The sequence below is a fragment of the Streptococcus alactolyticus genome (genome assembly GCF_012277075.1).
GTDB classification, from domain to species: Bacteria; Bacillota; Bacilli; order Lactobacillales; family Streptococcaceae; genus Streptococcus; species Streptococcus alactolyticus.
Genome location: NZ_JAAXMT010000005.1, coordinates 308518 through 321859, shown reverse-complemented (window position 1 = coordinate 321859; position 13342 = coordinate 308518). Strand labels below are relative to the sequence as shown.

General features: G+C 34.7%; 11 protein-coding genes and 4 pseudogenes. 14 read left to right on the top strand and 1 reads right to left on the bottom strand.

Annotated features, from left to right (window positions below; translation table 11 throughout):
* Nucleotides 1–9: 9 nt before the first annotated feature.
* The 3 genes and pseudogenes from HFK82_RS03475 to HFK82_RS09145 all read left to right on the top strand — a co-directional run bounded on the left by HFK82_RS03475 (nt 10) and on the right by HFK82_RS09145 (nt 2713).
* On the top strand, nt 10–663 hold the full coding sequence (locus tag HFK82_RS03475) for a Crp/Fnr family transcriptional regulator (RefSeq protein ID WP_168260817.1): 654 nt from the start codon (nt 10–12) through the stop codon (nt 661–663).
* Nucleotides 664–671: 8 nt separating this feature from the next.
* A complete protein-coding gene (locus tag HFK82_RS03470; protein ID WP_168260816.1) occupies nt 672–1301 on the top strand; it encodes a hypothetical protein in 630 nt (209 codons plus the stop codon).
* A 156-nt stretch (nt 1302–1457) separates the two neighbouring features.
* Nucleotides 1458–2713, top strand: a pseudogene (locus HFK82_RS09145) (ISL3 family transposase).
* Nucleotides 2714–2763: 50 nt separating this feature from the next.
* On the opposite strand, the gene HFK82_RS03460 reads toward HFK82_RS09145, so the two are convergent.
* On the bottom strand, nt 2764–3435 hold the full coding sequence (locus HFK82_RS03460; protein WP_168260815.1) for a Crp/Fnr family transcriptional regulator: 672 nt from the start codon (nt 3433–3435) through the stop codon (nt 2764–2766).
* 157 nt (nt 3436–3592) lie between these two features.
* On the opposite strand from HFK82_RS03460, the pseudogene nrdI reads away from it, so the two are divergent.
* The 11 genes and pseudogenes from nrdI to HFK82_RS03410 form a co-directional block, all read left to right on the top strand.
* Nucleotides 3593–4030 (top strand): annotated as a pseudogene (nrdI, locus tag HFK82_RS08890) (class Ib ribonucleoside-diphosphate reductase assembly flavoprotein NrdI); the annotation flags it as partial.
* Entirely contained in the window at nt 4028–4360 is a 333-nt protein-coding gene (locus HFK82_RS08885; protein ID WP_272869847.1) for a TehB-like domain-containing protein, read from the top strand. The pseudogene nrdI and the gene HFK82_RS08885, both read left to right, overlap by 3 nt.
* 33 nt (nt 4361–4393) lie before the next feature.
* Entirely contained in the window at nt 4394–6550 is a 2157-nt protein-coding gene (gene nrdE / locus HFK82_RS03450) for a class 1b ribonucleoside-diphosphate reductase subunit alpha (protein ID WP_168260814.1), read from the top strand.
* A 9-nt stretch (nt 6551–6559) separates the two neighbouring features.
* Complete coding sequence (locus HFK82_RS03445) at nt 6560–7513, top strand: ribonucleotide-diphosphate reductase subunit beta (RefSeq protein ID WP_168260813.1); 954 nt, start codon at nt 6560–6562, stop codon at nt 7511–7513.
* 364 nt (nt 7514–7877) lie between these two features.
* Nucleotides 7878–8369 carry a thiol peroxidase gene (tpx, locus tag HFK82_RS03440; protein ID WP_168260812.1) on the top strand — a complete coding sequence of 164 codons (492 nt, stop codon included), beginning with the start codon at nt 7878–7880 and terminating at the stop codon, nt 8367–8369.
* A gap of 74 nt (nt 8370–8443) precedes the next feature.
* The gene (nrdF, locus tag HFK82_RS03435) at nt 8444–9394 is read left to right on the top strand and encodes a class 1b ribonucleoside-diphosphate reductase subunit beta (RefSeq protein ID WP_168260811.1); all 951 of its coding nucleotides are present in this window, start codon (nt 8444–8446) and stop codon (nt 9392–9394) included.
* A 29-nt stretch (nt 9395–9423) separates the two neighbouring features.
* Nucleotides 9424–10381, top strand: a pseudogene (locus HFK82_RS03430) (L-lactate dehydrogenase).
* Nucleotides 10382–10492: 111 nt separating this feature from the next.
* Nucleotides 10493–10750: an FAD-binding protein gene (locus tag HFK82_RS03425; RefSeq protein WP_168261021.1), complete on the top strand. Its 258-nt coding sequence runs from the start codon at nt 10493–10495 to the stop codon at nt 10748–10750.
* Between the two features lie 298 nt (nt 10751–11048).
* Nucleotides 11049–11270, top strand: coding sequence for a helix-turn-helix domain-containing protein (locus HFK82_RS03420; protein WP_168260810.1), 222 nt, complete (start codon nt 11049–11051; stop codon nt 11268–11270).
* 270 nt (nt 11271–11540) lie between these two features.
* A complete protein-coding gene (locus tag HFK82_RS03415) occupies nt 11541–11774 on the top strand; it encodes a hypothetical protein (RefSeq protein WP_043043681.1) in 234 nt (77 codons plus the stop codon).
* A gap of 74 nt (nt 11775–11848) precedes the next feature.
* Nucleotides 11849–13293: pseudogene (locus HFK82_RS03410) on the top strand (tyrosine-type recombinase/integrase).
* Nucleotides 13294–13342 lie beyond the last annotated feature (49 nt).

Genomic DNA, 13342 nt, shown 5'->3' with positions numbered 1-13342 from the left:
AGGCTATCCATGGTTCAACACATTTGTGTGACACTTGTACCATTATTTAATTATCTGTCAGAAGATGAACAGATTAAAATTAATAGATTGACACAACACAAACAATTTAAAAAAAATGAAATTGTTTTTAGACCAGGAGATGAAAATCTAGACATCGTGGCTCTCGGAAGTATGAAAGTATTCCAACTGTCTACAAATGGTGATGAACAGCTTTTACGGGTCGTTGAACCAGGTGGCTATGAGGGTGAGAATCAGTTGTTCGGTATTAAAAATGAATCTCTTTTTGCTGAAACTCTTGAAACAACTGAAATTTGTAGATTAAGTAAACAAGCTTTTGATCAAGTAATGCTTAGGAATCCACAAATAGCTCTTAAATTATTTGAATTAAGTGCGCAAAAGATGATTCAAGTGGAGAAGCAGGCCCATATTTTATCTATGGAGCGTGTTGAGGAACGTTTAGCGAACTACCTCTTGGATCTGTCAAAAGTAGCGAACGATTATCGGTTCAGTTTACCTATGAAGATGATTGATATCGCGCGATATATAGGGACTACCCCTGAAACTCTTTCTAGAAAATTTAGATTTCTTGAGGATAATAGATTGATAAAACGTTCAGGTAGAAAAATAATTATTCTTAACAGAGATGGCTTAATTGATTTATGAGGTAAAAAATGTCGTTTGACAAATTAAAGGAATATCTACCCTATCGAGGAGAAAAATATATTAAGCCGGAAAAGGCTGGTAATTATCGCCAGTATATGATGGATTTAAGGGACCTAGCTCGACAGGCCCGGGATGAATTCAGTTTAATCAGTAAATCTTTTGAAGACAGGGTAAAGTCATTTAAAGCAGAGCGTGTTAGTCAATGGATGAATCAATCTCAGCTATGTCGTCCACATTTTTGGTGTTACTTCCGATTGCCTTCCGATGATTTGGATGATTCAGCATTGGCTATTCGTCTTTATGGGGAATCTGATATTTTTGGAATTTCCGTTGAGGTTAGTTTTGTAGAAAGAAGCAGGTCTGAAAACAGTTTAGAGAAACAAAATAAAGTTTTGAATCTTCTTCCTTTTGGAGCCATGTATTATTTTGTACAAAAAAATGGTATAAGTTTCAAAATGGATGCAACAGAAGAAAATCGAAAGAGTTTACTAAAACAGGTCAAATCAGGTGAGGTTCGTAAGGTCTTGGTTAAACAGGATATTCCAATTGAGACTGACCACTCATTAGAACGGTTAATTGATGATCTATTAAAAAGTTTTGATGAATTACTGCCATTTTATAAGGAAACAAAGAAATAAACTAAAGGATAGGTAGAAGTAACACCTATCCTTTAGTGGCTCTATAATTTCTGTAGTGGGTAACTCCACTGTGGAATTATAGGGCTTTTTGAGTATCAAAAAAGTCCCATATGACTTATAATGAAAAGCGACCAAACTCACATTAGAAAGCATCATATGGAACAACTCTATCATACTACACAATTGATTGGAATTAAAGACAAAAATATCACGTTGAACAAAGTTTTGAAACACAAGACACACATTGAGATGATAGCTACACTGGACTACGCTCCTGGAAACTGTAATCACTGTCAGGGAAAACAGATAAAATATGACTTCCAAAAGCCATCGAAAATACCATTTCTTGAGGTGGCTGGCTTCCCCAGTCTTATTAGGCTCAAGAAACGGCGTTTTCAATGCAAGAATTGTCGTAAGGTAACAGTCTCTGAAACCAGCTTGGTACAGAAAAACTGTCAAATCTCTGAACCTCTCAGACAGAAGGTCGCGCAAGCCTTGGTCAATCGTCAAGCCTTAACACACATTGCTTAGGATTTAGCGATTTCAACCTCTACCGTACACCGAAAACTCAAGGAATTCACTTTCAAAGAGGACTTCTCTCGTCTGCCTGAAATCCTCTCCATCGATGAGTTTTCGTATCAAAAAGGAAAGCTTGCCTTCATTGCACAGGATTTTGAGACCAAGAAAATCATCACCATCCTTGAGAATCGGACACAAACAACTATTCGCAATTGTTTCTTCAGGTATTCTAAAGAGGCTAGAGACAGTGTGAAAATCGTTACCGTTGATATCTTTGACAGTTACATCCCAATGATTCCAAAACTCTTTCCTAACGCTAAGATTGTTATTGATAGATTTCATATCGTGCAGCACATGAGCCGTGCTCTTAATCAGACAGGTATTCAACTCATGAAGCCGTTTGACAAGAAGTCTCTTGAATATCGTGCCCTCAAATACTACTGGAAATCCGTGCTGAAAGACAGTCGTAAATTCTCTCTAAACAGCTTTCGTTCAAGGACTTTTGGAGAAACGCTCACACCAAAAAATGTTTGACCAAGATATTCCACCTTGTCCCTGAGTTGAAAGGGTATTATGACCTCTACCAGCTCCTGCTGTTCCACCTGCAAGAGAAAAACGCTGACTACTTCTTTGACTTGATTGAAGAAGCCTTACCACATCTCAATCAAACCTTTAAAACAGCTCTAAGAACTATCCTTCACTACAAGGAACACGTCACAAATGCTATTGAGCTTCCTCATTCTAACGCCAAACTGGAGGCAACCAACAAACTCATCAAAGACATCAAGCGCAATGCCTTTGGATTTAGGAACTTTGACAACTTTAAAAAACGTATCTTTATCGCTTTAAACATGCAAAAAGAGAAGGCGCATTTCCTCTCCTCTCGTGCTTAGCTATAAGTCACCCACTACAGTTGACAAAGAGCCCCTTTAGTTTATAAAAATTATAGAAAGTCAAATTTATCCCAAAAAGAACGAAATAGTATAACTTTCTTTCCATTTCTATTTATTAATCCTTCTTCTTGAAAAGCTCTTAATTTACGGGATATAGTTTCAGGACTGGTAGCTAGATAGCTGGCTAGTTCTTTCAGTGAGACTGGTATCGTAATGGTCTCTTCAGTCATTACCTCTGAAGGGAGAGAGAGCTGACTGAAGTAGGTAGCTAAACGATCCTCTATTGAATCAATTGCCAGTAGTTGCAGTTGCTTCTCAATCTCTAAAGATTTGTAGGCATTTAATTGAAGTAGTTTGCAGCTTAATTGTGGATAAAGATTGATTAACTTATTGAAATCTGACTTATATAGGATACATACTTTTGTTTCTTTAATGGCCTCTCCATAAAGAGAATCATTTGAGAGACCAAAGAGATAATTCTCTCCGTCATATTCTCCCTCATTAACAATACGAATAAGCTGTTCCTTACCAGTTTTACTCAGTTTATAGATTCTCATAGCACCAGCTGAAATAATCGATAGCTGCTCTGGATCATCGGGAGAAAAAATAATTTCTCCCTTTTTAAAGGTTTTATGATATAGCAATTCTTGAACCTTACTCTGTTCACCGCAAGCAAGATTATTAAAAAGAGGAACCCGATGAACGCAGCCAATTTTTGTCATATGTTTATTCTCCCTTGCATTTTTTTATATTTCCTAAAAAATTGACCATGGTCAATTTTTTTTAATTAGGGAAGATATATAATTAAATCACTATATGTAGTGTCTGTTTTTATCATCAAATACAGTATATAGTAATTATACATATTAGGAGGGAAAAATACAAGTGATTAGAATATACTATATCAGTCTTAGCGGGAATACGACTAATTTTCTTGAAAGATTAGATCATTATTTCCAGAAGGAACTTCAAGAGAAATTGGATTATGTTAATGTCAAGGATTTAGTAAAAAATAATGAATCATTGGAATTTGAAATCAAAGAACCTTACTTTGCTTTTCTACCAGCCTACCTTGAAGGAGGGAATGGTGTTACTACTGGTAATATCGAAATATTAACAACACCCCTCCGTAGGCTTATTGCATATAAAAAAAATAGTAAATATTGTATGGGCATCATCGGAAGTGGTAATCGAAATTTTAATAAACAATTCTGTCTGACAGCTCACCAGTATTCTGAGGAATTTGGATTTCCAGTATTAGATGAATTTGAATTACGAGGAACTGAGGAAGATGTTATTCGCATTTCAAATCGATTGAATACTAGGGTAATAGAGTGGAGATACAGTTCAGAGCTTGTATCATATAGGCACTTACCTAATATGACATCACATCATATGCCTCATCCCTTGCGGCACAGTCATCATATTAAAGATGGGACTTGGGAAAAGATAACTATTTGGTCCGGGAAGATAAAGATTTTCGAATTGAGAGAGAATGGAGATGTTCTCAGAGAGTGTACTTATGACACTAGCAATCAACCACCATTTATTGAACCCCAAACATGGTATAAACTCTCTCCGTTAACGGAAGACCTAGTATTTTCCATTGATCTCTTTTGTAAAAAATCCGATTTTTTACATCAATAAAGGTAAAAATATAAAAATAGAAAGAAGACTAGAATGACAAAAGATTATTTTATTCTGAATAATATGTTAAATGTACCGGTAGAGGGACAGATTCCACTTCATTATGACAGGGAGGCGTTAGAAGAATATTTAAATACAGAAATTAGGGATAACTTGAAAACCTTTGATAGTATTGATGAGAAATTGGATTATTTAATTAGTCATGATTATATTGATGAAAGTGTTTTGAGTATTTATGGTAAAGATAATAGGATCTTTATCAAGGAACTATTTAAGTTCGCCTATAACTATGGTTTTAAATTTAAAAGCTTTATGGCTGCCTATAAATTTTATAATCAGTATGCAATGAAAACAAATGATTCGAAATATTATTTAGAAAACTTTGAGGATCGTGCTGTATTTAATGCTTTGTATCTTGCGAATGGGGATAGGAATCTTGCTCATAAGATACTAGAAGAACTTATTTCCCAAAGATATCAACCTGCAACACCAACATTTCTAAATGCAGGTAAGAAGAGGCGGGGAGAAATGGTTTCATGTTTTCTTATTGATATTGAAGATTCTATGCTATCGATTGGTCGGAATATTAATTCAGCTTTACAGCTTTCTAGAATGGGTGGGGGCGTAGGGGTTAATCTATCCAATCTACGTGCAACAGGATCCCCTATAAAAGAAATTGAGAATGCTTCTTCGGGTGTGCTGCCTGTTATGAAATTACTGGAAGATTCATTTTCCTATAGTAATCAACTAGGACAACGAAATGGTGCAGGAGTAGTGTATCTTAATGTTTTTCACCAAGATATTCTGGAATTTTTATCTACTAAAAAAGAAAATGCAGATGAGAAAATTCGAGTTAAGACATTATCGCTAGGATTAGTAGTACCTGACAAATATTATGAGCTGCTTAAAACAAATGAACCAATGTATCTTTTTAATCCTTATCACGTTGAGCGAGTTTATGGTATCCCGTTTTCTTATGTTGATCTGACGAAAGAGTACGATACTATGGTGGCTAATGATGAAATAGAAAAAACTGTAATTAATGCTCGTGAATTAGAACAGGAAATTTCACGTTTACAACAAGAATCTGGTTATCCATATATTTTAAATATTGATACAGCTAATCGAACTAATCCTGTAAAAGGAAAAATTATTATGAGTAATCTTTGCTCAGAAATCCTTCAACCACAAGAACCGTCTATATTAAATCCAGATTTAAGTTATAAAAAGGTGGGGACCGATATTTCTTGCAACCTTGGTTCAATGAATATGGTAAACCTTATAAAATCTAAAGATTTTGGAAAGTCTATAGAATATGCGATTCGGGCGCTCACCACTGTTACTGATCGGGGTGCAATCAGTGAAGTTCCAACTGTGGCTAATGGAAATTCGCTCTACCATACAATTGGGCTTGGTGCAATGGGACTTCATACAGTTTTAGCTCTTAATGGTATTGACTATGAATCTGATGAAGCCTTAGAATTTGTAGATGCTTTCTTTCTGGCTATGAACTATTACTCTTTAAAGGCCAGTCACCAAATTGCAGTGGAAAAGAACGAAACTTTTCATGATTTTGAATACTCTCGCTATGCTGATGGAAGCTATTTTAATTATTATCTAGCGAAGGAATTTCATTTTACATCTGAAAAAGTGGCAAAGATATTTGAAAATATCTTATTACCGACAATTGAAGATTGGCAGTTATTAAAAGAAGATGTCATGAAAGATGGTCTCTACCATCGAAATAGACTAGCTATTGCTCCTAATGGTTCTATTTCTTATATCAATGAGACTAGTGCATCTCTTCACCCAATTACTCAATTAATTGAAAATCGTCAAGAGAAAAAAGTTGGTTCAATCTTTTATCCTGCTCCATACTTGTCGAATAAAACACTTAGATATTATAAGACAGCTTACAACATGGATCAACGAAAAATTATTGATATCTACGCTAAAGCTCAGCAACATATTGATCAAGGAATGAGCTTGACACTCTTCATGCGTTCTGTATTACCTGAAGGTATCTATGAGTGGAAGAAGCAAGGAAGTTCAAAATTAACAACTCGAGACTTAAATCGTCTTCGTAATTATGCTTGGACAAAAGGGATTAAGTCACTCTACTATGTTCGGACATATACGGAAGATGACGAATTCAATAGTGTAAATAATTGTGAAGCTTGCATGATTTAAGGAGGTACCATGTCAAAAAACTATTTATATTATAGAGCTATTAACTGGAATGTTGTCGAGGATGAATTTGACAATGCAGTATGGGAAAGAGCTACATCACTGTTTTGGTTGGATACCCGGATTCCAATTGAAAATGATTTTACGAATTGGGTAAAGCTTAATTTGGAGGAACAAGAACAATTAAAGCGTTTACTGATACTTTTAACGAATTTATCTACTAATCAGTCCATAGAGGTAGGTGAAATTGTTCGAAATGGTAAGTGTTCGCAACAAGAAGTTGCTATTTTAAATAATATTCAATTTATCGAGATGGTCAATACCAAAGCTTATAATCGAATATTGCTCACCTTTGATAAAGAGATTAATCTTAAAAAGTCATTTGAGTGGGTTGACAATGAATCACGTGTACTGGAATATTTGAATGATATTAATACTGTTTATAGAGAATCGAGTCTAGTTAAAAAAAGGTTCATAGCGCTATATGTAGAAGGTCTCCTGAACTATGCTTATCTTGCATACCTTTTTGAGTTATGGATTAATAAAGAATTTAATAACCTCGGAAGTATGTTGGAAATGATTATCCGTAATGAGTCCTTGCATTGCTTTTATTTTAGTCATAAGATAAAGCTTCTACTAAAGGAATCAGACCTGCAAGAGGTTGAACGCTTCAAAGCATGGGGTTATGAAACTGTCGACCACTTTGTAAAGTTGGGGATTAATTTAATTGGTGACTTTTATTATTTGAAGGAGAGTAAAATAATCGCTAAAAACTTAATATTGCAGGAAGCTAATAATATTCTCATGGGGATTGGATTGAAAGAGCAATTTAGTTTTAATGCTGAGGTGTTGAAAGGAATAAATTATCGGTTAAATAACTTACGCGAGCATCATTTATCCATCTCTAGTAACAAATCAACTTCAACCGATGAAGAGATTATGGAAGAATCTGATTACGAGTTCTAGAGGAGAATATGTAATATAGGGATATAGGCTTAATTTGGTAATTAAACTAGAAATTAGGATTGGTGTCATTGATTTGGAATTAGTCTATGATACATAATTTTAAGGAAAGGGAGTGATAGACACCATTATCCTATTAATGAAAAAGGATAACAATAGATTGATCAATCTTATTACTGACTAGATATATATCGTATTAAAATCAATAATAGAGGTTTCAAGTCTTTATGATTAAGTAGGGGTAGGAACTTGCTTAGTAACTAGAAGGATAAGTTATTATGCATAAATTGCATTAGAGACTTATTAGAAAAAGTGATAATAGAGGGTAGAAATAAATAAAACTACTGTTTAAGAAAGGAATTATATTATGACAACATTTTTTGGGAAAACCGTTACAGTTTCAGCAGAGAGACAACTACATGTTGGTGATACAATGTCAGATTTTACACTAATGTCAAGTGACTTAACTCTTAAAAGTTTAAGTGATTTTGATGGGAAGAAGAAAGTTATCTCAATTGTTCCTTCACTGGAGACTGATTTATGTTCAACACAAACACGTACATTTAACAAGGAATTATCAGAACTAGAGGATACGGTTGTTATCACTGTATCAGTTGATTTACCATTTGCTCAGGCGCGGTGGTGTGGTACTGAAGGATTAGATGTCGTTTTACTTTCTGACTATTATGATAATAGTTTTGGTAAAGCATTTGGTGTTCTCATGGATGAGTGGCATTTACTAGCTAGGGCAGTCTTGGTTCTAGATTCTCAAAATACTGTTCAATATACAGAATATCTTGAAAATATCAATGAATCTCCTAATTATGAGAAGCCTATTGAGGTTGTTAAATCACTATAAGTGTGTGTTTTGCGTATATCATATACTATTGATATATTGGTAATATTAATAAGTACAAAGGTAAGGGGAAAAGAATGCTAAATAAAACAATGAATTGGCAGCTTATAGAAGATGAATTAGATGAATATGTCTGGGATAAGGCAACTGCGCAGTTCTGGTTGGATACAAGGGTTCCTGTTTCGAATGACCTATTAGATTGGAGAAAACTTTCTGATATGGAAAAGGAGGTGGTGAAAAAAGCAGTTGGAGGACTTGCCTTATTGGATACGTTACAATCCGAAGAGGGCTTATATGCATTAAAGAAAAATGCAAGAACCTTAAAAGAGAGGGCTGTGTTGAGCGACTTCACCTTTATGGAATCCATCCATGCCAAAACATATGGAACTATTTTAATTTCACTTAATACATTTAAAGATATAGAAGAAATATATAATTGGATGAACAATGACCATAGAATGCAATTTAAAGCTAGAAAGATTAATGAGATCTATCAGAACGGCACACCTATGCAGGTTAAGGTTGCAAGTGTCTTTTTAGAAGGAATATTGTATTATAGCAATTTCTTTATCCCCCTTTGGTACCGAGGTCAGAATAAATTAGCTAACTTAGCAGAACTCATTAAATTAGTTATACGAGATGAATCAGTACATGGTACATATTTAGGGTATAAGTTTAGACAGGACTTTAACGAGTTATCGATTACTGAACAAGAAAACTTTACTAATTGGATGTATTCCTTTCTAGAGGAGCTGTTAGACAATGAGTTTGCATATACTGAAGAAGTGTATTCTGAAATCGGACTAGTGGAAGATATTAAAACATTCGTGAAGTACAACGCAAATAAGTCTCTGCAGAATATGGGATTTGATATATATTTTAAAGACGCCTCAGCAAATGATGTAAATCCAATTGTAATGAATGGCATTTCTATTGAAACAGCAAATCATGATTTTTTTTCACAGGTTGGTGCTGGATATCTAATGGGAGAAGCAGAGGAAATGCTTGATGATGATTATATTTTTTAAAAGTAACAACTAAAACGGGAGCTCATTAGATGAAAACAACTAAACAACACAAAAAAGTTATCCTTGTTGGTGATGGTGCCGTAGGTTCTTCATATGCCTTCGCTCTTATTAACCAAGGAATTGCTCAAGAACTTGGAATTATTGAAATTCCTCAACTGTTTGAAAAGGCTGTAGGCGATGCACTTGATCTTAGCCATGCGCTTGCGTTTACCTCGCCTAAAAAAATTTATGCTGCGCAATATTCAGACTGCGCAGATGCTGACCTTGTTGTCATTACTGCGGGTGTACCCTCAAAAACCGGGTGAAACCCGTCTGGATCTTGTCGACAAAAACCTTGCTGTCAACAAATCCATTGTTACTCAAGTGGTTGAGTCTGGATTTGATGGCATTTTCCTTGTGGCAGCCAATCCGGTTGATATTTTAACTTACTCAACATGGAAATTTTCGGGTTTCCCTAAAGAACGTGTTATTGGGTCAGGGACATCACTTGATACTGCTCGATTTTGTCAAGCCCTTGCGGAAAAAATTGGAATTGATGCCCGATCTGTTCATGCTTACATAATGGGTGAATACGGTGACTCTGAGTTTGCTGTATGGTCACATGCGAATGTTGCTGGTGTGAAACTGGAACAATGGTTACAAGAGAATCGTGATATTGATGAAGAAGGGCTTGTCAGACTGTTTGAATCTGTTCGTGATGCTGCTTATTCCATCATTAACAAAAAGGGTGCTACATTTTATGGTATTGCAGTGGCGCTCGCTCGGATTACGAAAGCTATACTGAATGATGAAAATACCGTTCTTCCCTTATCTGTTTATCAGTATGGGCAATATAAAGGTGTCAAAGATTTGTTTATTGGACAGCCAGCAATTATTGGTGCTCGTGGCATTGTTCGACCGGTTAATCTGCCATTGAACGATGCTGAATTACAAAAGATGCAATCTTCTGCAGGACAAGTAAAACGAATTATTAATAATTTCTTTTAGGATAGGTATTGTTGGATCTCCAACAGTTGTAAGGCGGATTCTTGAACCAAAGAAAAAGGAAAAGAATAAGATTGCTTTTGAAGTCGCAAATAAGATTAATGCTCAAGTTGGATTGACACGGCCACTAACCGAGTTGGATATTTTTCAATTGAGAATCAAATTGGTCAGTCAGGACACACCGTTAAGCCTAATGTGATTATTAATTTGGTGGGTATACAGGGAGCAAGTCAGTATACCACTGGCATGGACAAAGCAGATTTAAACATCTCTGTTAACATTGATAGAAATGCGCCCATTTTTGATATCTCTGATTATGCCTATGTTGGGGATGTAAAGGAGTTTTTAACAGAATTAAATTTACAAATTTAATAAGTCTTTGAATTACAGTGTTGAATAGAAAATTCACTGAAAGGCTAAGTGCAGCTAGATATGAACTATCCAAAAGTACTACTCTTGTGATTAAATCAGGACGGCACCCGTTGAGTTATGAAACTTAATGAGTGCTTTTTTTATTTTCCTTTCATAAACTCGTTTTATTTATGCTCTAGTACTCTTTCTTAATTATTTGAGCAATCATGTTAAGGTCGACATTAAAAAATATGCCAATTTAGAATAAATCACACACTTCACTCTGTACCAAATTATAATTTTAAGTAGGAGTGAACGAATGTATAGACGTCTCAGAGATTTGAGAGAGGATAATGATTATTCACAAGAGTATCTTGCCAAGTATTTATCCTGTAGTCAATCGTCATATTCAAAGATAGAGGCTGGTAAACGTCAGTTACCTACCGATTATCTTATTAAATTATCTAATTTATACGGCGTGAGTACAGATTACCTATTGGGGTTAACTAATTATCCTCCCCGTTTGAAGAGTATAAAATAGTTCTCCATTAATTTGACCATTGACAATTGAATAAACCGAGGTGGGACTTTCTTATTTGTCGAGCAATTTAGTGAGATACGCCGTGATAGGAGCAAAATTTATTAGCTATAAAATAGAGTGGTTTTCTATCTGCCATGACCACAAATAAGGACAATGATACTTCTGAACGTTCAGGCTGCCATCGTAAAAGGACAGTGGGTGAAATGCCCATGAATGATTTAACCAATCATACCCACGGAGGTTAATAATATAAAATAGAGAGAAACTAATATGAAAATTAAATTTGTATCGGTTGAGAATAGCATAGCTGAGTGGGCAGATAAAAAAGCTATATTGAGGAGATGGGAAGGTCTGAATCAATATACACTGAACAGATGGTTAGGTGAAATGAGAGATAATAAGCAGTTTAAAGATTATGTGATCAACCCAACTCATAAACTAGTCTTTATTAATTTGGAAGGCTTTGAAGAGTTTTTAAGATGGAAACAAAGGGCGGTAAAATAAAAAGAATCATGATATAATATAAAATGGTTATATTTCTATGATTGATTTTTCTTTTCAAGTTTAAGGAAACGAAAATGTACTATAGAACAAAAACTAATTCAAAAGGAGTTACTCGATACGAAGTTGTAGATAAATATAAGGATCCACTAACTGGAAAGTGGAAGACAGCTGTTGTAAGTTATCATAAAAACACGAGTCGCGCTCGAAAACAAGCAGAACGTAAGCTCAAAGATAAAATTGAGAGATTAGTTAATGGCAGTGAAGCCCAATTTAATCCCCAGTTGATAAGAACTTTCGGAGAGTTAAAGATGAGTTGGCTAGAAACCTGGTCAGTATCAGTAAAACCTCAGACAATTAAAAGAGAGGCTTTTGTGATAGAACGTCTTGGTGAAATTATTGGTGATGATTATTTACTCGAACGCTTAACACCATTATTGATGAAAAGGTGTTTGACTACCTATATGGAGAAATATAATGCGTCACAATCTACTATGATACATATAAAAAGCACTTGTAACAAAATTTTTAACCATGGTGTTCTTTATAATGTTATTCAGTTCTCACCAATGTCTGTAATAAAGCTAGAAACGTCCCTTGAGAAAAAGCGTGAAACAAAGAAAAAACGAGAAGCAAAGTTTTTAGAAATTCATGAAATTAGAGCTTTCTTTGAAACACTAAGTCGAAGAAGAAACCCAAATTACTATGACTTGGCTATAGTTTTACTATTTTCAGGACTGCGAATCGGAGAAGCTGCTTTTACAAAGAAAGATTTTGATGCTGAGAGAAGTATACTACATATTGATAAGGCTTTACAATATCATGATTTGAAAGTTTCAGAATTCTACTTTGATGAAACCAAAACAATAAATGCTGATCGAGATGTTGCTTTACCTAAAGTGGCTTGTGATGCTATATTAAGGGGTATACAACGAAGTGAAGAGTTTGACCGCTATGCGATTGAAAATCCTTTTCTTTCCGGGAAGTACTTGCTCGTGTTGAAACTGATCTTACTAAAAACTGCGAAGAGAGATACGGTTTCAAATGGACAAAGCATGTAACCCCTCATTCCTTTAGACATATGCATATTACCTATTTACAAAGTGAGGGTATGAAAGTTGCTATAAAAGAAATTATGGAACGTGTTGGACATGCTAATTATGAAACAACTATGTTGTATACTCATAGTCAAGGAATATCTCAAAATCAAACAGTTAAAGCCTTAGATAAATTTATTGATAGAAATAATTTTAGATTTGAAGTATTAAAATCTTGGTCTAGCAAATATTCCAAAATATTAAATGATGAAATAGAAAATAATCTTGATTCAAAAATGATTGAATTTTCTTTAGATGATTTTAGAGACAAACTTGGTCTAAAATCAACCCATACACCTAGGCATATAACTGCAAATATAATTCCTAAGCTTAAGAAAGATTTATCAAAATATTACAAGTCATTTGATATTTCTTATTTAAGAGAAGGAAAACAAAAGGTTGTTGGTTATAGGTTAACTTGGTGAATACAAAATCTTGGTGCCTGTTTGGTGCCTAATAAAAAATAGGCAGGTT